Origin of the sequence: Kosakonia oryzendophytica (assembly GCF_027886705.1) — a bacterium.
Lineage (GTDB): Bacteria > Pseudomonadota > Gammaproteobacteria > Enterobacterales > Enterobacteriaceae > Kosakonia > Kosakonia oryzendophytica.
Genome location: NZ_CP115659.1, coordinates 2,027,231 through 2,049,295, shown reverse-complemented (window position 1 = coordinate 2,049,295; position 22,065 = coordinate 2,027,231). Strand labels below are relative to the sequence as shown.

The window sequence follows — 22,065 nt, the reverse complement described above, 5'->3', positions numbered from 1 at the left end:
TTACAGTCATAAAATATGACGACAGGTTATTATCACGACAGATCAACTGATGCTCCTTGTCGTTACGCAGGCCAGATAACCGGCCCGCGTACTTCGCTGTGATGTTAAGTCTTCAAGCGGCAAACTATCCGCAAAAAAAGGGTTAAAAAGTCTCCCAATTTTCTTCTTGCCCGGCTGTTTGCGGGCGGTTTCTCGCCGGGGTCTGTGCCGCCGGTGTAGAAGCGCGTTGCGCCGGAGTGCCGGATACTGCTGAGAGGCGGAAGGCCGATACCGCCATCGTCAGTAAACTGGCTTGTTCTTCAAGGGCGGCGGCCGCAGCTGCCGATTGTTGCACCAGCGACGCGTTCTGCTGTGTGACGCGATCCATTTCGGATACCGCCAGTGCAACCTGGTCGATGCCACGGCTCTGTTCATCAGACGCCGATGCAATTTCACCCATGATGTCGTTCACCCGCGTAACCGCGTTAACAATGTCCGACATGGTTTCCCCTGCACTGCCAACCAGTACAGATCCGGTATCGACACGGGAGACAGAATCTTCAATCAAAGCTTTAATTTCTTTTGCCGCCTGGGCGCTACGGCTGGCGAGATTGCGTACTTCACCCGCCACCACCGCAAAACCACGCCCCTGTTCACCTGCACGCGCGGCTTCTACCGCTGCGTTTAACGCAAGGATATTGGTCTGGAACGCGATGCCGTCGATGACGCTAATAATATCGGCGATTTTCTGTGAACTGGCTGCGATGTCGTGCATTGTTTTCACAACACTGTCCACCACTTTGCCGCCACGTGCGGCCGTTTCCGAGGCGCTTTGCGCCAGTTGAGAAGCCTGACGCGCGTTGTCGGCGTTCTGTTTCACCGTGGCGGTTAACTCTTCCATACTGGCGGCGGTTTGTTCCAGGGCGGAGGCCTGCTCTTCAGTACGGGAGGAAAGATCGTTGTTCCCGGCGGCTATTTCGCTGGTGCCGGCATAAATCGCATCTGACCCCTGGCGAACGTTGGTGACCGTTTCGATCAACGCGTTTTGCATATGATCAACGCTTTGTGCCAGTTCGGTCATTTCACTACGACCGGCAATGGTCAGCGTATGCGTCAGGTTACCGCTGGCGATTTCACGAATATGGCGGATAACAGCCGATAACGGCGTAAGAAGAATGCGACGAATGCCATACCAGACTGCCGCCAGCACGACCACCAGCGCCAGCGCGAGGATCGCCATCTGCCATTTGGCAAAAGTATAGTCACTGACGCTCTGTTCCCAGGCGTTGCGATACAAGTTTTCACTCAACCCGGCATATTTGGTCATCGCATCGCCAAGGGCGTTTTGCATTCCCTGAGTGGGTTGCGCCATAAAGCCGTTGATATTGCCGCTTTCAAGGAACTGCACCAGCTCACTGAGGGCGGCGTTATAGGTGCGGTATTTTTCATCCAGATTCTGGCGCGCGGCATCCATTTCCGGCAGTGAAGGCAGTGCACGGAAGGCGTCGTAATGTTTTGCGGCGTCTGCCAGTGAGTTTTTTGCACTGTTCAGCAGATCGGTTTTCGCACTGCTCTGCTGGTTGCCCGGATCGAGCAGCATACGTGCAGAAGAGCGACTCAGGTTAATGCGGGTTTGCAGCATTAACTCCCAGGCTTTACCCAGCTCAGTTTGTTGCATACGCAGATCATTAGAGACTGCGAAGCTTTGCTGGTTTTGCTTAAGTGACGAGAAAAAAAGACCGCCAGAGACGAGCTGCAACAGTGCAAACACCACCAGCACGCTCATAAGCATTGTAACGACGCGGATACGGTTCAACATGCAACACCTTCTTGATAAGTTCTTAACGGTGTTATCGGCATGCAGCCAGGGAACTTTACATTTGCGAAAGGGAATTAAATTGCGACTTAAAACACAATATCCACAGTTAATGTATCACTATCGGATCCCGGCGGATGTGCCGCTTTATCGATCTCATAACTCCGGCAGTTGCTGCCACTGATCCTATTGCATACTCCCCCGCTGGCGTGACCTTCATCATTGATACCAACCGTATCGCTACTGCCTTTGCGGGTCACAGTAATAGAGTGAAAATGGTGTACCGGCGAAGCGCTGCCAACATTTATGTCCGCCGTATTGATGGTGGTGTAACCATTAATAACGGTCATGGATTATTGAAATACCATCCACAGGGCCTTATGCAAAGGACTTCTGCATTTAAAGCGTTCCGGGGAAATATTTATCCGGATTCCATTTTGGCTACAGGATATATTTAAGGAAAGACGTTAAGCGAAGACAAAATAAGGGCGGGTAACGGATGTTACCCGCCCGAATAATTACGCTACATGGGTCGCAGCGATGTCCAACAGCGCCATTTCATCGCTGTTGAGCAGTTTTTCGATGTTCACCAAAATCAGCATACGGTCGCCGAGCGCGCCCAGGCCCGTAAGGTATTCGGTAGACAGGGTAACGGCGAATTCCGGTGCCGGGCGAATCTGATCGGATGCCAGAGAGAGCACATCAGATACGCCATCGACCACAATCCCCACCACACGCTGGCCGAAATTCAGCACGATAACCACGGTGTTGTCATCATACTCAACGTCGCCCTGGCTAAACTTCACGCGCAAGTCGACAATCGGCACAATCACACCACGCAAGTTGGTGACACCTTTAATAAAGTCGGGGGTATTGGCGATACGCGTCACCTGATCATAGCCACGAATTTCCTGCACTTTGAGAATATCGATACCGTATTCTTCATCGCCCAGAGTGAATACCAGGAATTCCTGACCTGATGGCTCGCCCGCCAGTTTTGCTACATTACTCATACCGGTCATGTTTTATACCTTTTTAACGAAATCAGGCAGCTGTGTGCGCCATACGATGTTCACGATTTAATCCCTGCAGCGCCGATACGTCGACGATCAGCGCGACACTACCATCCCCAAGGATGGTGGCCGCAGAAATCCCCGGCACTTTGCGATAGTTACTTTCCAGGTTTTTAACCACCACCTGGTGCTGACCAATCAGTTGATCAACCAGCAGTGCATAACGACGACCAGCACTCTGCAGAATCACGACGATACCTTGCGTGGCTTCGGTTTTCGCGCCCATGACGTCAAACACTTTCCACAGTTCTACCAGCGGCAGATACTCACCGCGCACTTCCAGTACACGTTCCCCACCCGCGAGCGGATGCAGATCTTCTTCACGCGGCTGCAAAGATTCCATTACTGCGTTCAGCGGCAGAATGAAGACTTCGTCGTTCACTTTCACTGACATCCCGTCGAGGATCGCCAGCGTCAGCGGCAGCAGAATACGAATTGTTGTGCCAGAACCTTGTTTAGACTTGATCTCAACGTGACCACCCATTTCCTGGATGTTACGTTTCACCACGTCCATGCCGACACCGCGACCGGAAACGTCAGTCACCTGTTCTGCGGTAGAGAAGCCAGGTGCAAAAATCAGCATCCCCACCTCTTCATCGGTCATATTGTCATGAACTGCCATGCCCTGAGAAATTGCCTTCGCCAGGATACGTTCACGATTCAGACCTGCACCATCGTCCGTCACTTCAATGCAGATGTTCCCGCCCTGGTGTTCCGCCGAGAGGATCAGGTTGCCCACCGGAGATTTGCCAGCTTCAACGCGTTTCTGCGGAGACTCAATCCCGTGGTCGAGGCTGTTACGCACCAGGTGAGTTAACGGATCAATAATACGCTCGATCAGGCTCTTATCCAGTTCGGTTGAACTCCCCTGCAGGGTCAGCTCAACCTGTTTATCCAGCTTACTGGCGAGGTCGCGAACCAGGCGAGGGAAACGGCTGAAGACATACTCCATCGGCATCATACGGATGGACATTACCGATTCCTGCAGGTCGCGAGCGTTGCGCTGAAGCTGACTCATACTGGTGATCAGATCGCCATGGGTGACCGGATCCAGCTCGTTGGAACGCTGTGCCAACATTGACTGGGTAATAACCAGCTCACCCACCAGGTTAATCAGTTGGTCTACTTTCTCAACGGCAACACGAATACTGGTGGATTCGCTGGCGCGAGCAGCGGGTTTTTCACGACCAGCCGGTTGCTCTTTCGCCACCGCTTTCAACGCAGGCGCCGCAGCAGGTTTCACTACTGGCACAACTGCTTGCGACGTCGCTTCTGCAGCGTTGTCGGCAGCCGCAGTAGCAGTAGCAGCTGCCGCCGTTTCGGCTGCAGCAGGCGCAGATGCCGCCGCGGATTTTTCAAAGGCGATTTGGTCGGCTTCAATCACAAAGCACAGCACCGCAATGATATCGTCTTCGCCAACCCCGCTATCGAGCGTCACACTCAGGGTATCAGTGCCCTTCACGACATCGCTGAGCGTACCCAGATTGCTCAGTTCCTCTTCCAGCAATCCAATTTCGCTCTCTTTCAGGCGAGACAGAACAATACGCAGTTTACCGTCGCTTTCAGCGGCCGGCGCGGCTGTGGTTTCAGATTCCGGTGCAGCAGCATCAACAACGGAGAGTTTCGCGGCGCTCGCAGCGGCGGGAACAACCTCTCCTTTTGCTTCCAACGCCAGCTGGCGCAGAGCATTGCAGATGTATTCAAAGCTGGCGGCATCTGGCTCTTGCGAGCTTTTATAGGCGTCGAGCTGTTCCTGCATAATATCTTTGGTTTCCAAAAACAGGTTGATAATATCGGTGTTGAGCTGCATCTCTCCACGCCGCGCCTCATCAAGCAGGTTTTCCATTAAATGGGTGGTTTCCTGCAAGATGGTGAAGCCAAATGTGCCAGCACCACCTTTTATTGAGTGCGCAGCACGAAAGATGGCGTTGAGCTGTTCTGAATCCGGTGCTTCAGGCACCAAATCCAACAAGTGTTGTTCCATATCGGCCAACAACTCGTCAGCTTCATCAAAAAATGTCTGATAAAAATCGCTAATATCCATGCTCACGCTATCACCTCGGTTCGGCTTGTGGCGATGTGGAAACTGCTGCCGGAGACGCTGGCGCGGTTGCACCCGCTACCTCTGGCTGTGTAATCGCGCTTACTGGCGCATTCTGACTTTCGGCGTTTTCATGCAGAATGGCCTGTTCTGCTTGCTTATTAAGAACCAAAAGACTAATTCGGCGGTTGATTGCTTCATCCGGACCTGCGTCAGCCATGCGCATTGTTGCTGCCATGCCGACCACCCTGAGGATCTTGCCATTGTCCAGCCCTCCGGCAACCAGCTCACGGCGCGACGCGTTGGCGCGGTCGGCGGAAAGCTCCCAGTTGCTGTACCCTTTCTCGCCATTAGCGTAAGGGAAATCATCGGTATGGCCCGACAGGCTGATCCTGTTGGGGATCCCATTTAGTATTGGCGCAATCGCCCGTAAAATATCACGCATATAGGGCTCAACCTCCGCACTGCCGGTCTTAAACATCGGCCGGTTCTGGCTGTCGATAATCTGAATGCGTAGCCCTTCCTGTACCAGGTCGATTTTCAGATGCGGACGTAACGCACGCAGTTTGGGATCGGCTTCAATTAACTGGTCCAGATCACCGCGCAATTTACTCAGGCGCGATTGCTCCATGCGTTTTTTCAAATCATCAATGTTGGGCTGTTTTTGTATTTCGCCCTTTTGCTGTGTGTAGTCATCGCCACCGCCCGGAATCGGACTGTCGCTATTAGAAATTCTCGGCCCACCCGTGACCGCAGTTGCCAGCGGCGTGCGGAAATATTCCGCAATCTGGATGAGTTCTTTCGGGCTGGAGATGGAGATCAACCACATCACCAGGAAGAACGCCATCATCGCCGTCATAAAGTCGGCATAGGCTATCTTCCAGGAACCGTGACTGCCGCCGCCGTGGCCTTTATGTTTTTTTCGTTTTACAACAACGATTGGATGGGACTGATTTTTCATGCGTCCTCAGTCGTCGTCTGTTGGTTAGGGTTTCTCACCGCACGCACGTGTTCATCCAGTTCAACAAACGACGGACGTTCACTGGAGTACAGCGTTTTACGACCAAACTCAACCGCAATTGGCGGTGCGTAACCGTTAAGGTTCGACAGCAATGTGATCTTCACGCACTGCATCATCTTGGCAGTTTCAGCGCTCTTCTGGCGCAGTACACTGGCCAGCGGAGAGATAAAACCGTACGCCAGCAGAATACCGAGAAACGTCCCCACCATCGCGTGAGCAATCAACGCCCCCAGCTCAGCTGCCGGACGATCCGCCGACGCCAGTGCGTGTACCACGCCCATTACCGCCGCGACGATACCGAATGCCGGGAGAGAATCCCCTACCGCCGCCAGCGCATTCGCCGGAACTTCGGCTTCGCTTTCGTGTGTTTCGATCTCTTCATCCATCAGCGCTTCAATTTCGAAGGTGTTCATGTTGCCGCTGATGATGAGTCGCAGGTAATCCACGATAAATTCAAGCATGGTTGCGTCCGCGAGAATCCGTGGATAACTGGCAAAAATCTCGCTCTCTTTGGGGTTTTCAATATCACGCTCCAGAGAGAACATACCCTGTTGACGTGATTTCGCCATCAGGCGATAGAGCAGCGCCAGCAAGTCCATATACATGCTTTTGGTGTATTTCGAACGGCGAAATAACAAAGGCAATGCTTTCATCGTTCCTTTGATGGCTTTACCATTGTTACCAACGATAAACGCACCAACACCCGCACCACCGATGATGATCAGTTCCGACGGCTGATACAGTGCTCCAAGGTGCCCGCCGGTCATCATGTAACCGCCTAAGACTGCGCCAAGAACAACCAGGTAACCTAATACGATAAGCACGACATCATCCTTCTGCTAATGACTAAGGCTAGGGATAAACATTTCAGAGGGTTAACGAATCGGAGGCAAAAAAAAGCAGCGGCATTACTGCACCGCTGCTGGAGTGTTTTCCACCTGATTCGGTCAAACAGCCTGATCGATCTGTTCATCCAGCAGTTGTGGAATAATATCGGCAGCATCGCGGGAAAGTTTACGTCTTTTTACCGCGCGAGACGGCGGCTGGCATAAACTGCAGGCGAAACTACCAACCGGCTGGTGTGCATGCGTAATAAAATTACCACCGCAGCAATTACAGCGAGACAACTCCAGCATTCCGCTTTCCACGAAACGAACCAGCGTCCAGGCGCGGGTCAGCGCCAACAGTGGTCCTTCCTCAGCTTGAGGGCATTGTTCGAGATAGAGTCGGTATGCTTTGATGACCGCATCAACACCGCTGCACAAGCCTGTTTTCAGTAAAAATTGCCAGGCGTTACAGAACATGGATGCATGGATATTCTGCTCCCAGGTCATGAACCAGTCAGTGGAAAATGGCAGCATACCTTTTGGCGGCGGACTACCACGCAACTCTTTATAGAGTTTAATGAGACGCCCACGGCTCAGTTGCGTCTCACTTTCCAGCATTTGCAAACGTGCGCCCAGCGTGATCAGTTCCATTGCTAACTGGATGTCGCGGGCTTCCTGAACAATGCTTTTTTCGCTCATCTTTACGCCCTTTTCTTTCTGGCCGCGTCGCCGGTCTGAGAAGACTCATTAAGCAGGCGAGTGGAAAGTAAAATCCCGGTGTGGACTTGCTGTAAGTCATCCACGCGTGATTCCTGGGTCAGACGAGTAATAGTCTGGTGATTGTCAAAACGGAACTGGCAGATCAGCTGGTTAGTTTCAGCCAGTTTAACCATTTGCGGAAGGGTTAACTCACCCAGTGTGGTAGCCATTTCTTCGTTAATGCCAAGACGGAACATTGCGGACGCTTTGTCCTGGCTAATCAAACGCTGAGCAAGGAGTAAATACGACAGGTTGATGTCGTAAACATGTTTCAGCAACTCGGATGTATGCATTTTTCCCATCCCGAATAACCAACTTGTATCTTATGCGGCTGAGCCGCACCCCGTGATGTCGCCGGGAAAAAACCCGGTATAAAAAAAGAAAGGCTAAATGCATAACTGACTTAGGATCGCATGTGCATGGGCGCTTCGCTCAAATGTTTATGCCCTGCTAAGTTCTTAATCATTTCTTACAAAGAACTAAGATTTTTCCTAATTCGACGCAACTGTACTCGTAGGTGATGCCACATACAATCTGACTCGTGTGAAATTTTGAAATTTTTGTGATCCAGATCACATAATTTAAGTGATTCTGGGCAATAAATCTATCAGTCACGCTTCATATTTGATGTTTTTTTGGCCGATTGAGCACCTTTTCTATTCCTTTCTCACGAATACTCATGCAACCCTGAGCCTAAACATTGTTGACTGGTCGGAGGTTTACCCTGCTGCGTCATTTACATCCAGACAAATGTATCTACAAAAGACACAAAAACAAAAAGCAATAAAAAACAATAGATTACCTTTTAAGTGTGGCTACATAATACAGCTACGTTATCATTCAGAAACACTTAGTCATTGCTATCAATAATTTAACAATTTGATCTGAAATTCTCTTAATTTTAGATAAGATTTTAAATTCGATTAACCCGCTCAAACCGCGACCATGCCGTTACGTAAGAATAATTAATGAATATTTATGATAACCTTCACATCGCAGCAATATTTCCGGGTTGCACTGCCTGCAGAAAGGGAGTAATGGTGAGAAAAATTTGATTCAAATCGGGGAGAGAGACATGTCTTATGCTCATCTTCTGGTCGCGGTGGCGGTCACGCCAGAAAGCCGGCAATTGCTGGCAAAAGCTATCGATATCGCCCGTCCTTTCAACGCCCGCATCACCCTCATTACCCTTGCAGCCGATCCTGAACTGTATAATCAACTCGCGGCACCAATGATGGAAAACGTGCGCGAAGTCATACAGGAAGAGACACAACAATTTATGGATGAACTTGTTAGCAGCGCGGGTTATCCAATCGAACGCGTGATCATTGCCTCAGGTGAACTAAGCGAACATATTCTGCATACCTGCCGCAAGCAGGCTGTCGATTTAGTGTTGTGCGGGAACCATAACCAGACGTTTTTCTCGCGTGCCGCCTGTTCCGCGAAGAGCATTGTCAGCACCAGCGAGGTCGATGTGTTATTGGTGGCATTAACGAAGTAGCAGGCCCCCGCCCTTACGGGAGCCTTTGTCGTTACGCCAGCTTAGGAAAGGTCGCCACTTTATTTTGTAGCTGGCTTTGGGTGCTACGTGGCGTGACGCGCTTTAAATCGCTAATAAACCTCTGTTGCCAGTGGTCTATATCATTCTCTTTGATGATCTCCAGCATCTCCGCATGGCGTGAAATACGCTCAGCAAGCGGCATTCTGAGCGCTCTATCCATCGCTGCGGCCACATCATCCCTGTCATAGGGGTTTACTATCAACGCAGAGGTCAGCTCATTTGCCGCGCCGGCAAATTGCGACAGGATAAGTACCCCCGGATTGGCAGGATCCTGAGCCGCAACATACTCCTTCGCCACCAGATTCATGCCATCTCGCAGGGGGGTTACCAGTCCGACTTCCGCATATCGGAACACTTTCATCAGCACCTTACGGTCAAAATGCTGATTCAGGTAATAGAGCGGCGTCCAGCCAAGCTGCCCGTATTTGCCGTTAATGCGCCCGGCCTCGGTTTCCAGCTGATGACGAATATCCTGATACGCCTGCACTTCCCCCCGTGAGGTAGGTGCAATCTGCGTATAACGGATTTTGCCGTGATGCTGAGGATACTTCTCCAGCAGCGTTTCATAGGCAAGGAAACGCTCCGGCAGCCCTTTGGAGTAATCCAGACGTTCTACCGAAAAGATATTCTTCACATTTTTAAGTTCGTTCTTCAGTTGCGCCAGCTTTGTTGGCAATGGCCCGGCGGCCTGCTGTGCAATCTCTTTTGGCTCAATTCCAATCGGGTAAACTTCGGTACGGAAATTTTTCCCCCACGCTACATGGTTTTTACCACTGCGCGTAGTAAGACGGGTCTGAACCGACAGGCTGTCAAGAAACGCCAGTCTGTCGCTTTCGGTCTGGAAGCCAATAAGATCGTAATCACACATCTGCTCCAGCAATTCCGCATGCGGTGGCAAAGCGTTGAAGATTTCCGGCGTCGGGAATGGAATATGCAGGAAAAAACCAATCTGGTTATTAACCCCACGCTGCCGTAATTCGCTGGCGAAAGGCAACAGATGGTAGTCGTGGATCCACAGAATATCATCTGGCTTCAGCAATGGCAGAAGCTTGTCCGCTAACAGGGCGTTCACCTCCTGATACCCTTCCCAGGATTCGCGCTGGTAATTCACCAAATCCAGGCGGTAATGAAAAGCAGGCCACAATACGGCGTTGGAAAACTGCGAATAATATTGCTCGTAATGCGCTTCACTGAGGTTAAAAGAGGCCCAGGTAATATTGCCCTTGGTGACCTTATTTAACGGCTGGTCCTCATCACCAATCTCACCGCTCCAGCCAAACCACAATCCACCGGTTGCTTTTAATGCGCCCAGAATCCCTACAGCCAGCCCGCCAGCGCTGGCTTTTTTATTATCAGGCGGTGCAATACGATTAGATACTACGACTAAGCGACTCATAGTCATCTCTCCTGTTTGTTAGCGCCCGTTGTTCTTGTTGTTGATAGTCGGCAATACGTTCAAGCCACTGGTGCACGTCGCTGACGCTTCCCAGCCGCCATTTTGCCTGGGTTGCCCCGGCACCGACTTTAATCGACACGCCTCCCAGCCGGTTAACGACAATGAAACCATGCTCATCGGTAAGATCGTCCCCGACAAACACAGGTTTTCTGCCGCTAAACGGAGGAGTTTTTAAAAAAGCCTCAATCGCCGCGCCTTTATGAATACCGGACGGTTTCAGCTCCACTACGCATTTTCCCGGTTGCATAGCCAACTGCGGGAAGCGTGTGACCATTTTTTTTGCCAGAGCAAACACCGCATCCTCATGCTGCGGCGCCTGGCGGTAATGCAGAGCAAACGCCATCCCTTTGGCTTCCAATTCAACGCCACCCAGCGTTGATACCCCCTGCCGGAGCTCACGTTCCAGCGGCAGCAATACATTTTCTGGTAACGTCACCCGTTCGGTTTGACCATTGATATCGCGGCGTTCCGCCCCATGCACCCCGGCGAGGGGGAAGTTGTACGGTCTGGCGAGCCTTTCCAGCTCGGCAATTGAACGCCCTGAAATCAACGCCAGCGCACCGTCGTTCATCTCTGCAAGCAATGCAAGTCTCGCCAGCACATCATCCGGGACACAGACATCGTCCGGATGCGGTTTAATGCCCGCGAGGGTGCCATCCAAATCGAAAAAAAAGGCAAAATTACCGGAAAAGAGAGGCGGTACAGATAATGCGTCTTCCACCCTGGTTTCCTCCTTACAGTTATGATGAGCGTCTTTTTTCAAAAACATCTCATTTTCATTAGCCATGTAAGTATAGACAGTGTGACGCTGCTCGCCATTTTAAGCATGACTTACCAGCCGGATTAGCGGCTGGTAAGGAGTGGACGTAAACTAAAAGTTTGTGTCGGGAATTTCTGCGGGATGTATCAAACGGTACGTTTGGCTTTTTGTTTGTAGCGGTCGAAAATAACAGCCGCCAGCAGAATCAAACCACGCACCACATATTGCGAGAACGGCGAAATATTCAGCAGGTTCATGGCATTTTCCACGGTGCCGAGGATCAAAATCCCCGCTACCACGTAAGAAATTTTACCAATCCCCCCTTTCAGAGACACGCCCCCCAGCACGCAGGCTGAAATCACGATCAGTTCATAGCCTATTGAGGTCATTGGCTGGCCGCTGGTCATGCGCGAGGCAAGGATAATCCCCGCTGCTGCCGATACCAGACCAGACAGCACAAAGATGATAATTTTGGTTCTGACGACCGGCACCCCGGCCAGTCGTGCAGCCTCTTCATTACCGCCTATCGCCAGGGTATTACGACCAAAGGTGGTCTTGTTCAGCAGGAAACCAAAAATAATCAGGCATCCAACGGTCAACCAGATAGGCGCAGGCAATCCAAGCCAGTTGGCATAGCCCAGCGTGAAGAAGCGTTCGTCTTCAATGCCCACCGCTTTACCATCAGAGATAATATAGGCCAGCCCGCGCACAATTTGCATGGTGGCAAGCGTCGTGATCAGGGCGTTAATTTTTAAACGTGCAATCACAAATCCGTTGATTAACCCGCTGATGATGCCAAGCAGCAAACCCGCAAAGACGCCAATCCACAGGCTTTCTGTCATGTTAATGACCACTGCCGTGGTGACACCAGCACAGGCAATAACGGAGGCGACAGAGAGGTCAAAATCGCCGGAAGCCAGGCAAAATAACATACCGCAGGCGACCATGCCCGACATGGAAATGGCCAGCCCCAGCCCTTTCATATTGACGAAAGTGGCAAAGTTCGGCACAAAAACGGCGCAGCCAATAAACAGCACGGCGAAAACCACCAGCATGCCAAACTGATCCCAGATACGACCGAAACTGAAAGTCGACTTTGTTGCGCGGGACGTAGTTAAAGATGACATCATTTTCTCCTCACTCAGGCGACAGCCTGACTAACTTTAGGCATCGCGAGGCTCAGCGCCTGCTGTTCATCGCCCTGACCGTGTAACAGCTCACCGGCGATTTCGCCTTCCCGCATGACAACAATGCGGTCGGCAACGCCCAGCACCTCCGGCAGATCGCTTGAGGCGAACAACACCGCAACCCCCCGGGACGCCAGCGCATAAATCACGTTATAGATTTCATGTTTTGCCCCGACATCAATGCCGCGGGTTGGCTCATCCAGCAAAATCACTTTCATCTCTTCGGAGAGCCAACGGCCCAAAATGGCTTTCTGCTGGTTTCCGCCGGAAAGATTCATAATCAGCTGATTCGCACTCGGTGTTTTGATGTTGAGCGAACGAATATGGTGCTCGGCGTTCTGGCTTTCCCAGCCATTATCGATCAGGCAACCGGCGCGGATATATTTGCGGCGGGCACTGATATTGATGTTTTCCTGCACCGAATGAACCGGGATGATGCCCTCCGCTTTGCGATCTTCCGGGCACAGCATCATACCGGCATGGATGGCATGTGCCGGTTTCTGAATATTCACTGCCTCACCATCAATGAACACGCGCCCTTCCGTGATGCGTGTTCCGCCAAACAAGCCTTTCATCAGCTCGCTGCGCCCGGCACCTACCAGCCCGAACAGGCCGACGATTTCACCGCTGCGTACGCTCAGGCTAATCGGCGTCCGGACACCCGGCGCTTTGACCTGTTCGAGACGCAGGCGTTCCTCGCCATATTCTCGCGGCTGCCAGCCGTAAATATCCCCCAGATCGCGCCCGACCATCGCCTGCACCAGTTGGTCATGGTTGACCTGCTGCATATCGGTAAAGGTGCGCACATAGCGGCCATCTTTAAAGACGGTAATCGCGTCGCTCAGAGCGAAAATTTCTTCCATGCGGTGCGAAACATACAGGATCACTCGTCCTTCTTTGCGCAGTTCGCGGATCACGCGGAACAGGTTGTCGATTTCGCGCGCCGACAGCGAACTGGTGGGTTCGTCAAAAGCGATAATTTTGGCATTGCGCGCCAGCGCCTTGGCAATCTCCACCATTTGCCACTGCCCAATAGAGAGATATTTCAGCGGCGTTTGCGGGTCGATATCCAGACCCAGGTGTTGAAGCTGCAAACCCGCTTCGTAATTCAGCAGCGAACGATTTACGATGCCGCCTTTATGGGGTAGTTGTCCGAGATAGATATTCTCGGCAACGGTCATTTCAGGTACCAGGTGCAATTCCTGGTAAATAATCGCCACCCCGGCGTTCAGTGCTGCCGTAGTATCGGCAAAAGAGACCTCTTCACCTTTGATCACCAAGGTTCCGGTGGTCGGCGCATAGTTGCCGCTAAGAATTTTTAAAAGTGTCGATTTGCCTGCGCCGTTTTCACCCATCAGGGCATGGACTTGCCCGGCGTGGCAATCAAAACTGATCTCACTGAGCGCTTTCACACCGGGAAATGTCTTGCCGATGCCGCGAAAAGAGAGATAAGGGGTAGACTGTTGCATACCGTCTCCGTAAAGCAGTTCATTGTACGTCTGGCTCCCCGCCAACGCGGGGAGCACAACCAACAGAGAATTACAGTCCTTTTTTCGCCAGCTCTTCTTTGAAGTTATCGCGGGTGATCAGTACAACATCTGTCACCGCTGTAAATTTCGCAGGCTCAACGCCTTTGGTTACCCAGTTGTACAGCAGCTCACTGGTTTTATAACCGTGTACGTCCGGGCTGGGCAGCAGAGAACCAAAGAAGCCGGTGGCCTGCGCTTTCGACAGTTCGCTCACCGCATCGACACCGTTAATACCGATACCAATCACATCAGCTGCTTTAAAGCCCTGCCCTTCAGTTGCACGTACCCCGCCAAGAACGGTGTTATCGTTCATACCCAGTACCAGCCAGTGTTTAACTTCCGGGTGTTGAACTAACAGGGAGTTACCGGCATCGAATGCGCCCGGGATATCGTTAGATTTGGTGGGGACCTGGTAGATCTGCTTTTCCGGGAAACCGGCTTTTTTCAACGCATCCATAGAACCGGTCGTGCGACGGCGCGCGGTATCCAGCTCATTCGCGGTAATGGCCATAACGGCGGTATCTTTCACATTCCAGCCGCGTTTTTGCATCTCTTTGTAGAGTTCCTGACCCTGGCGGGCGCCAATTTCACTTGCTGCCATCATCACCAACGGAACGCTGGTCATCGGTTCGCCTTTGGCATTAACGAACTGGTCATCGACAGCGATGACTTTCATATCGTATCCGCGCGCTTTAGCGACAATGGCCGATCCCAGTTTTGGATCCGGCGTACAGATAACAAACCCTTTCGCACCGCTGGCTGCGAGGCTATCGATGGCGTTCAGCGTTTTTTCGCCGTCCGGCACTGCAATTTTAATCACTTCAAAGCCTAAATCTTTACCTGCCTTATCAGCGAATTTCCATTCTGTCTGGAACCAGGGTTCTTCCGGTTGTTTCACCAGAAAACCCAGCTTCATTGTTTCAGCGATAGCGGATTGTGACATAACGGCAGCCAGACCGATGGCCGCCAGCGCTTTAGTGAATTTGTGCATGGTAAACTCCAGCTTCAGCTTTCTTTTATGTAGGGAAAATAAAAAATCGGCATCTTTAAAAGTTCATAAAACAAGGCATTAGAATCCATGAATCCCTGGACCTCTTTGCTGGAAATAGTTTTAGCGGGAAATTGATTCTCCATAGGAGAGCGCCATCACACCGCTGAATTACAGTAATTCCGTACATAAATTCAGCGATATTGCACATAAAAACGGAGGTTATTGTCGGACAAATCGAAAAGGTAAAAGCAGAATTATCCATAAGGTCAGCCAGCTTATCCTTGTGCCCGAATGCAGGTCTCATCCGGGCAGGAACATTACCAGCTATAGTAGATATGATCGGCGTGATCTCGCGCCGGTGTTACGTCACCCAGTAAACGGGCGGCGACGGTAAAAGCAAAATCGAAAGCCAGCCCTAATCCTTTGCCACTGATCAGATTGCCGTCTTCGACCACGGATGCATCGACGTACACGCCATCCGCCACGGTTTCATACAGATCGCCTGAGCACACATAGCGTCGACCTTTCAGTAAACCATTGCCACCCAGCACGCGGGCAGCTGCAGAGCAGATAGGACAAATCAGTTTGCCTGCCGCATCATGGCGCTCAACAAAAAGCACCACCTCTTTACTGGCGGCAAGATTCACACTGCCCTGCGGACCACCTGGCAATACAACAGCGTCGTAAAGCGCGTCCATACGTTCACTGAGTGTGCTGTCTGCGACCATGGGGATCGCGTGATAACTTACAACCGCCCGGGATCCTGCACAGGCCAACGTTTCCACCTCAATATTCAGGCGGCGTAAGATATCAATGGTAATTATCGCTTCCGCTTCTTCAAAACCGGGCGCCAACAACACCGCCACTTTTTTCATCTCTGACTCCTCACGTTGAAGGTTAGTTAACCAGACGGAGGGTATTGTTGATCAAAACAGCGTTTCAAAATCTTTGTTTCGTCACAACCCAGGCAGTCAGCCACCAGGATGGCGATATTGTTGGGTGATAAATCAGTGGGCTTCGCCTTGTGGGGTGAACTTCAGCTCAATCAAAGCAATCGCTTTTTGGATTGCACGGCGCGTAACCGGGTCGGCAGCGGCGGCATTGTTGGTAAAATCAATCGTTTTTAGCTGGTTAGACATTTTTTCACGCACTTCAACCGGCGCGATAACGTCGATGACGTCAAGGATTTGTTTGATCACCAGTTGGCAGGCTACAACGTCCGATACCAATTCCTGGTCAACAGAGAGATTTTGCGACATAAGAAGCTCCTTTTATAAAGGGCCTCATAGTACCGGGAATTGCCCGCTAAAAGTAGTTTTGCCGGGCAAACGTAACGGATTGCGGGCATAAAAAAACCTGCCTCAGCAGGTTTTTTATCATCAGAACATCGCGCCTGGCGGGACGTCTTTGAAGGTTTTGCAATAGGTTTCGAACATGTGCTTCAGAATCTTACGCAGTTTCATTTGTTACTCCGGCGATGTGTTATGCAGGCGTTACGTTTCAATGCGTACATAATATGACCCCCATCACATAAATCAAGCCTTATGTGATGGAAATCACGCTTCAAAAAACAGAGATGCAGCAGTTTTGTTAAAAACAGAATCATAAATCAGCCAGTTAGCACTTTAAAAATTTGTTTGTCATTATCAAATATTTTTGCAGGCAGCAGGAAGATGAATGACTGAAAGCCCCTTCGCAGAAGGCAGGATGGAGCTTTCGACGGGTGTTCGTCTGTATCGCACTGATTGGCCGGGTCGGGATGGTGGACACGCTACGGCTGATAAAACATGCGCGCAGCGCAGTATTGCAGGAAAAAGCGACGTAAAACAGACCGCAATGGTGCATTGCGGCCTGCTGATCATCAGGCGAGAACGTTGCGAACGAACGCTTCGATCTCTTTGTTCTGGCAGTTTTCAAAGAAGCACTGCTGGAAGCGTTCACCCGAAACGGCGGTTTTCACCAGTTCACGGTCAATCGCGCGCAAGGTATCAAGATAATTCTCTTTTACCACAGCGGCCTTAACCTGATTCAGAATACCCGCGTTACGCACCTGCGGTTCTTTACGCTCCGGCGGATAGCCTTCACCTTTACGGCCAGTGAACGCTTTTTCAAAGATAAAGCGCACGTTGAGTTCGGCCCCCCAACCAAAGCCTTTAGCGAATGGCAGTGCCAACGCGTTACCATTGTTGATCTGCGCGAACAGGAAGGCATCAGCCGGATCGATACAGTAGCCACACACCACGCCCGGATGGATATTCAGCGACATCAGCGCCCCCTGCCCGGTGCCGCAACCGGTAACCACGAAGTCAACCGCTTTAGAATTAAGCAGAATGCTGGCCATAATCCCCAGATGGATGTAGGTCAGATGATGGTCATTTTCGTCACTCATTCCTACGTTGAATACCGGGAAGTCCTTCTCATCAGCAACGGTTTTCAACTCTTTGAGAATGATGGCGTTCTTCGCCGCCTGGCTGTTTTCCATCATCAGTGCAATTTTCATTTTTGATCTCCTGTAAGCATGCGTCAGATAGCAAAGGTTGAGTAAACCTTACTACCTGGCAAACATACTTTCAAATTTAATGAAAAATGGTTTTAAAAATCAAAATGCCGCTCACAGTTTTACCCGTCTGTAGAAGTCCTCCGCAATCGGATCGCCTGACCGTTTCAATGAATAGCGGCAGTTCCGCTGGCTATTCCACCGATTGCCTCCAAATCAACACGATAAGATGAGATCATGCCAAAATGAATCAGGGCGATTTCATGAAAACAATTGCTTTAGTTGCCTCGCTGGTGCTGCTTAGTGGCTGTACCATCACCAAAGAGGCAAAAATCAGTGAAGTGGACACTACCAGTGGGTTGGTGCGTCTGAGCTTTGACCAGCAGATGATGCAAAACGCAACCTATGATCAAAACGACGCGCAAAGGACGGCAAATAGACAGTGCCAGCAGATGGGGTACGCCACCGCCTTCTTTTATGGCAAACCGGTAGAAACCTGTAGCCTGATCAGCGGTTCTGCCTGCATGAACAAAACAGTGACGCTGCAATACCAGTGTCGCGGTATGGCTTTTAATCACACAACGCCCACCTGGTAATTCCCCGAGCCAGCGAAAATACGCTGGCTTTTTCTTTTATTAATAATCAAAACAATTCTCATTTATTTATTGCTGCGGCGCAATGCGTGTTATTCTCATTCTCTTTTTAAGAGATGTATTTTTTATTTTACCTTTTGCAAATAATTAAATAACAAATTATAGTGACCGCTCTTATATCAATGGTTTATTTCCTGGAGCGCACCATGTTAAAAGCAGAGATGATTGAAAAATTAAATGAACAAATGAATCTGGAACTGTTTTCTTCCCTGCTCTATCAACAAATGAGCGCATGGTGCAGTTTCCACAGTTTCGAAGGCGCGGCCGCATTTCTGCGCCGTCATGCGCAGGAAGAAATGACCCATATGCAACGCCTGTTCGACTATCTGACAGATACCGGAAGTCTCCCGCGTATCAACGCGATTGAATCGCCGGTTGCAGACTATGCTTCGCTGGATGTTCTGTTCCGTGCGACATATGAACACGAGCAGCTGATCACGCAAAAAATTAACGAACTGGCCCACGTTGCAATGACCATGCAAGATTATCCAACCTTTAATTTCCTGCAATGGTATGTGGCGGAGCAGCACGAAGAAGAGAAACTGTTTAAATCGGTGATCGATAAATTATCGCTGGTCGGTAAAAGTGGTGAAGGTCTCTATTTCGTCGATAAAGAGCTGGCTACACTCGACGCACAGAATTAATTAAACGGGCGGTAAGGTTTCTCTTTGCCGCCCGTATTATTAATGGTTACAGATTTTACTTTCGTGAGTGGAAAAGCCGTCTTCAACAGGAATAAATTTTCCTTTGGCTGCAAGAAACGCAACCAGTTCCACCGCTGTCATTCCCTCGGCTGAGCACGTATGAAAACGCGTATCCGCGCCAAAACGGGCGATAATTGCCGCCGCCAGACTCTCATTTGAATAGTGCTCGCCCGTTGCAATCATCATATTCAGTACTTCATGACCGTGAACCGATGCCATAAATCCTCCTCAAAAAGATGTATAATAAACGCAACATTAAGGGCTAATGTTGCGCTAAGACAGGTTTACATGCATCCGGCACAGCTGGTACATCGCCAGTCCTGCTTATTGACCGCCTGATAAAAATAACGGTAGTTTTCCGTTTCCAGCGCAATATCATGGGCATAGAACAGATCGGTTAGCCAGTCGACATTTTCGATAATCCACGCGTCTTCTTCCAGTCCCTGCGCAAATGTCTCATCATCGGGATCAATAACGGAATAGATGGCCCACGTGCCCATATCTTTCTCTCGCCGCGATTCGGGCAAATTGACTGGCTTATCCATCCAGCTAATGATCCAGTGACCGTGACACAGTAAATTTCCGTTGCGCGACCACCTTGCCATGCAGGGATTGACACTCTGCATCCGCTTCCTCTTTTTTTATACGTTATCGTTTTTTAAATTACTGCGAATTGTCGTGCAAACCTATTCCCCTGATGAAGTAGTCAAATCCCCGGATCTCCTTAGGCAGATGACCGACAACCGCATCCGTAAACATATAATTACACACCGTGTAACGGTCGTTTGACGAAATCACTGAATTCCCTTACTCTGCGCGGCATATTGAATTGGTTGTGCGTGTTATTACAGAGGAAAGCGTGAAAAATCGGACGCTTGGAAGTGTTTTTATCGTTGCCGGCACCACCATTGGTGCAGGAATGTTGGCAATGCCGCTGGCGGCAGCAGGTGTGGGGTTTGCCACTACGTTGGTTTTACTGTTTACGCTGTGGGGAGTGATGTGCTACACCGCGCTGTTGCTGCTGGAAGTTTACCAGCACGTTCCGGCGGACACCGGGCTTGGGTCGCTGGCACGGCGCTATCTGGGGCGCTACGGGCAGTGGGTTACCGGTTTTAGCATGATGTTTTTGATGTATGCTCTTACGGCGGCTTATATTAGCGGCGCGGGCGAATTACTGGCCTCAAGTCTCAATCAATGGTTCGATTTGCAGCTCTCCCCTACCGCGGGTGTACTGATGTTCACCGTTATTGCCGGAGGCGTTGTATGCATTGGCACTTCCCTGGTCGATCTGTTTAACCGTTTTCTGTTCAGCGCGAAGATCATTTTCCTGGTGGTTATGCTGGCGTTGTTGATGCCGCATGTGCATCAGGCCAATTTGTTAACCCTTCCACTGGAAAAAGGTCTGGCCTTGTCGGCAATGCCAGTGATTTTCACCTCGTTTGGTTTTCACGGCAGCGTGCCCAGTATCGTCAGTTATATGAGCGGCAAAATTCGGAAACTGCGCGGGATTTTCATCACTGGCAGCGCCATTCCACTGGTTGCTTATATCTTCTGGCAACTTGCCACGCTCGGTAGCATTGATTCGTCTACCTTCCTCGGACTGCTGGCCAGCCAGGCTGGTCTGAACGGTCTGTTGCAGGCGTTACGCGAAGTTGTCGCCTCTCCCCATGTTGAGCTGGCAGTGCATCTCTTTGCTGATCTGGCGCTGGCAACGTCGTTTCTGGGGGTCTCGCTTGGATTATTCGACTATCTCGCCGACCTTTTCCAGCGTCGAAATAATGCGCCCGGTCGCCTGCAAACAGGCCTGATCACCTTTCTGCCCCCGCTGGCATTTGCTCTGTTTTATCCCCGCGGGTTTGTAATGGCGCTGGGTTATGCTGGTGTCGCGCTCTCTGTGCTTGCGCTGCTGTTGCCGTCAATGCTGGCCTGGCAAAGCCGTAAACATCATCCGCAGGGAGAATACCGTGTGCTGGGCGGTAGACCAGCGCTGTGCCTGATTTTTGCCGCGGGTATCGCCATTATCGCTATTCAATTTTCTATCGTTGCCGGGATACTGCCGGAAGTGGGCTGACGGTAGCAATAAAGAAAACGTGCGAGCATAGTATGGCTCGCGCGTTTTTTATGGGGACAGCAAATTACAGGCACAAAAAAACCACCTTTCGGTGGTTTAACGACACTGCTTATTGCTTTGATTATTCTGCTATTTCCCAATGGTACCCGGAGCGGGACTTGAACCCGCACAGCGCGAACGCCGAGGGATTTTAAATCCCTTGTGTCTACCGATTCCACCATCCGGGCTTCGGGAAGAAATTGGAGGCGCGTTCCGGAGTCGAACCGGACTAGACGGATTTGCAATCCGCTACATAACCGCTTTGCTAACGCGCCAGATTCTTCAGCTTTTCAGCCTGCATCCGCTAAAATAGCCGATGCCTTAAACTGGAGCGGGAAACGAGACTCGAACTCGCGACCCCGACCTTGGCAAGGTCGTGCTCTACCAACTGAGCTATTCCCGCATTATCAAGTATTGTTCTAATCACTTGATTTTATTATCTTCTGACGAGCTACGCTGCCTTCCGATGCGTTGCATTCTACTTACCTGACGCACTGAGTCAACGATATTTTTCAAAAGGCAGATCGTTTGCTGAAAATTACGACGAAACGATCACTGATCAAGCAAATCGCCGCGCGCTGCATTCAGGTATTGCAGCATAGACCATAACGTCAGCACGGCCGCAACAAAGAACAACGCAACCCCGGCATATTCCACCCACACATTCGGGCGCCACAGTAGCCACACCAGTGCCACCATCTGTGATGTCGTTTTGACTTTCCCGATCCAGGATACCGCCACGCGGCTGCGTTTCCCCATCTCCGCCATCCATTCACGTAACGCGGAAATAATGATCTCGCGGGCGATCATCGTAGCGGCCGGCAATGTTACCCACCAGCTATGATAGTGTTCAGCCACCAGCACCATGGCGATCGCCACCAGAACTTTATCGGCAACCGGATCAAGAAAAGCGCCAAAACGTGTACTTTGGTTCCAGCGGCGTGCCAGAAAACCATCAAACCAGTCAGTCACCGCGGCGCAGCAGAAAATCAGCGCACAAACAAACGGAGCCCACTGGAAAGGCAGATAAAACGCCAGCACGAAAAACGGAATCAGGATGACGCGAAAAAGGGTGAGCAACGTAGGGATATTGAATCGCAT

At 50.8% G+C, this 22,065-nt stretch carries 24 protein-coding genes and 3 tRNA genes; 4 read left to right on the top strand and 23 right to left on the bottom strand.

Annotated elements, in window-relative coordinates; translation table 11 throughout:
• Positions 1-142: 142 nt before the first annotated feature.
• From tar to flhD, 8 genes are all read right to left on the bottom strand, one after another.
• The gene (gene tar / locus O9K67_RS09935; RefSeq protein WP_061494353.1) at positions 143-1,798 is read right to left on the bottom strand and encodes a methyl-accepting chemotaxis protein II; all 1,656 of its coding nucleotides are present in this window, start codon (positions 1,796-1,798) and stop codon (positions 143-145) included.
• Between the two features lie 86 nt (positions 1,799-1,884).
• Complete coding sequence (locus O9K67_RS09930) at positions 1,885-2,145, bottom strand: hypothetical protein (protein ID WP_061494352.1); 261 nt, start codon at positions 2,143-2,145, stop codon at positions 1,885-1,887.
• A gap of 168 nt (positions 2,146-2,313) precedes the next feature.
• On the bottom strand, positions 2,314-2,817 hold the full coding sequence (gene cheW, locus O9K67_RS09925; RefSeq protein WP_061494351.1) for a chemotaxis protein CheW: 504 nt from the start codon (positions 2,815-2,817) through the stop codon (positions 2,314-2,316).
• 22 nt (positions 2,818-2,839) lie between these two features.
• On the bottom strand, positions 2,840-4,918 hold the full coding sequence (gene cheA / locus O9K67_RS09920; protein ID WP_061494350.1) for a chemotaxis protein CheA: 2,079 nt from the start codon (positions 4,916-4,918) through the stop codon (positions 2,840-2,842).
• A gap of 4 nt (positions 4,919-4,922) precedes the next feature.
• Positions 4,923-5,870 (bottom strand): flagellar motor protein MotB, encoded by a 948-nt coding sequence (motB, locus tag O9K67_RS09915; protein WP_061494349.1) that lies wholly within the window; start codon positions 5,868-5,870, stop codon positions 4,923-4,925.
• Entirely contained in the window at positions 5,867-6,754 is an 888-nt protein-coding gene (motA, locus tag O9K67_RS09910) for a flagellar motor stator protein MotA (protein ID WP_061494347.1), read from the bottom strand. Before motA ends, motB begins: the two co-directional genes overlap by 4 nt.
• A gap of 123 nt (positions 6,755-6,877) precedes the next feature.
• Positions 6,878-7,456, bottom strand: coding sequence for a flagellar transcriptional regulator FlhC (flhC, locus tag O9K67_RS09905; RefSeq protein ID WP_061494345.1), 579 nt, complete (start codon positions 7,454-7,456; stop codon positions 6,878-6,880).
• Positions 7,457-7,458: 2 nt separating this feature from the next.
• Complete coding sequence (flhD, locus tag O9K67_RS09900; RefSeq protein WP_061494343.1) at positions 7,459-7,809, bottom strand: flagellar transcriptional regulator FlhD; 351 nt, start codon at positions 7,807-7,809, stop codon at positions 7,459-7,461.
• Between the two features lie 782 nt (positions 7,810-8,591).
• On the opposite strand from flhD, the gene uspC reads away from it, so the two are divergent.
• Positions 8,592-9,017, top strand: coding sequence for a universal stress protein UspC (gene uspC / locus O9K67_RS09895; RefSeq protein WP_061494342.1), 426 nt, complete (start codon positions 8,592-8,594; stop codon positions 9,015-9,017).
• A gap of 31 nt (positions 9,018-9,048) precedes the next feature.
• Here the strand turns inward: uspC and otsA are convergent, their stop codons facing one another.
• The 9 genes from otsA to O9K67_RS09850 all read right to left on the bottom strand — a co-directional run bounded on the left by otsA (position 9,049) and on the right by O9K67_RS09850 (position 17,500).
• Positions 9,049-10,473, bottom strand: coding sequence for an alpha,alpha-trehalose-phosphate synthase (gene otsA / locus O9K67_RS09890; RefSeq protein ID WP_061494340.1), 1,425 nt, complete (start codon positions 10,471-10,473; stop codon positions 9,049-9,051).
• A complete protein-coding gene (gene otsB, locus O9K67_RS09885) occupies positions 10,448-11,254 on the bottom strand; it encodes a trehalose-phosphatase (RefSeq protein ID WP_061499890.1) in 807 nt (268 codons plus the stop codon). The genes otsA and otsB overlap by 26 nt, the downstream gene beginning before the upstream one ends.
• A 185-nt stretch (positions 11,255-11,439) precedes the next feature.
• Positions 11,440-12,420, bottom strand: a complete 981-nt coding sequence (araH, locus tag O9K67_RS09880; protein ID WP_061494338.1) for an L-arabinose ABC transporter permease AraH — start codon at positions 12,418-12,420, stop codon at positions 11,440-11,442.
• 14 nt (positions 12,421-12,434) lie between these two features.
• Positions 12,435-13,949: an L-arabinose ABC transporter ATP-binding protein AraG gene (gene araG, locus O9K67_RS09875; RefSeq protein WP_061494337.1), complete on the bottom strand. Its 1,515-nt coding sequence runs from the start codon at positions 13,947-13,949 to the stop codon at positions 12,435-12,437.
• A gap of 70 nt (positions 13,950-14,019) precedes the next feature.
• Positions 14,020-15,000, bottom strand: a complete 981-nt coding sequence (locus tag O9K67_RS09870; RefSeq protein ID WP_061494336.1) for an arabinose ABC transporter substrate-binding protein — start codon at positions 14,998-15,000, stop codon at positions 14,020-14,022.
• Between the two features lie 317 nt (positions 15,001-15,317).
• Positions 15,318-15,875 (bottom strand): DJ-1 family glyoxalase III, encoded by a 558-nt coding sequence (locus O9K67_RS09865; protein WP_061494335.1) that lies wholly within the window; start codon positions 15,873-15,875, stop codon positions 15,318-15,320.
• Positions 15,876-16,007: 132 nt separating this feature from the next.
• Positions 16,008-16,259 carry a DUF2766 family protein gene (locus tag O9K67_RS09860; protein ID WP_061494334.1) on the bottom strand — a complete coding sequence of 84 codons (252 nt, stop codon included), beginning with the start codon at positions 16,257-16,259 and terminating at the stop codon, positions 16,008-16,010.
• A 120-nt stretch (positions 16,260-16,379) separates the two neighbouring features.
• The gene (gene azuC / locus O9K67_RS09855) at positions 16,380-16,463 is read right to left on the bottom strand and encodes a stress response protein AzuC (protein WP_017458329.1); all 84 of its coding nucleotides are present in this window, start codon (positions 16,461-16,463) and stop codon (positions 16,380-16,382) included.
• 398 nt (positions 16,464-16,861) lie between these two features.
• Positions 16,862-17,500 (bottom strand): RpiB/LacA/LacB family sugar-phosphate isomerase, encoded by a 639-nt coding sequence (locus O9K67_RS09850; RefSeq protein WP_061494333.1) that lies wholly within the window; start codon positions 17,498-17,500, stop codon positions 16,862-16,864.
• A 260-nt stretch (positions 17,501-17,760) separates the two neighbouring features.
• Here O9K67_RS09850 and yecR point away from each other — a divergent pair, with 260 nt between their 5' ends.
• Both yecR and ftnA read left to right on the top strand, forming a co-directional pair.
• Positions 17,761-18,093, top strand: coding sequence for a YecR family lipoprotein (gene yecR / locus O9K67_RS09845; protein WP_061499888.1), 333 nt, complete (start codon positions 17,761-17,763; stop codon positions 18,091-18,093).
• A gap of 203 nt (positions 18,094-18,296) precedes the next feature.
• Positions 18,297-18,794 (top strand): non-heme ferritin, encoded by a 498-nt coding sequence (gene ftnA, locus O9K67_RS09840; protein WP_061494332.1) that lies wholly within the window; start codon positions 18,297-18,299, stop codon positions 18,792-18,794.
• 39 nt (positions 18,795-18,833) lie between these two features.
• Here ftnA and O9K67_RS09835 read toward each other — a convergent pair whose 3' ends face one another.
• Together O9K67_RS09835 and O9K67_RS09830 are read right to left on the bottom strand one after the other, a co-directional pair.
• Positions 18,834-19,073: a YecH family metal-binding protein gene (locus tag O9K67_RS09835; RefSeq protein ID WP_061494331.1), complete on the bottom strand. Its 240-nt coding sequence runs from the start codon at positions 19,071-19,073 to the stop codon at positions 18,834-18,836.
• A gap of 65 nt (positions 19,074-19,138) precedes the next feature.
• Positions 19,139-19,480, bottom strand: coding sequence for a hypothetical protein (locus tag O9K67_RS09830; RefSeq protein ID WP_061494330.1), 342 nt, complete (start codon positions 19,478-19,480; stop codon positions 19,139-19,141).
• A 233-nt stretch (positions 19,481-19,713) separates the two neighbouring features.
• On the opposite strand from O9K67_RS09830, the gene tyrP reads away from it, so the two are divergent.
• The gene (gene tyrP / locus O9K67_RS09825; RefSeq protein WP_061499885.1) at positions 19,714-20,925 is read left to right on the top strand and encodes a tyrosine transporter TyrP; all 1,212 of its coding nucleotides are present in this window, start codon (positions 19,714-19,716) and stop codon (positions 20,923-20,925) included.
• Positions 20,926-21,065: 140 nt separating this feature from the next.
• On the opposite strand, the gene O9K67_RS09820 is transcribed toward tyrP, so the two are convergent.
• The 4 genes from O9K67_RS09820 to pgsA form a co-directional block, all read right to left on the bottom strand.
• Positions 21,066-21,152: transfer RNA gene (locus O9K67_RS09820), tRNA-Leu, on the bottom strand.
• A gap of 13 nt (positions 21,153-21,165) precedes the next feature.
• A tRNA-Cys gene (locus O9K67_RS09815) sits at positions 21,166-21,239 on the bottom strand.
• A 52-nt stretch (positions 21,240-21,291) separates the two neighbouring features.
• A tRNA-Gly gene (locus O9K67_RS09810) sits at positions 21,292-21,367 on the bottom strand.
• 149 nt (positions 21,368-21,516) lie between these two features.
• Positions 21,517-22,065, bottom strand: coding sequence for a CDP-diacylglycerol--glycerol-3-phosphate 3-phosphatidyltransferase (gene pgsA, locus O9K67_RS09805; RefSeq protein WP_061494329.1), 549 nt, complete (start codon positions 22,063-22,065; stop codon positions 21,517-21,519).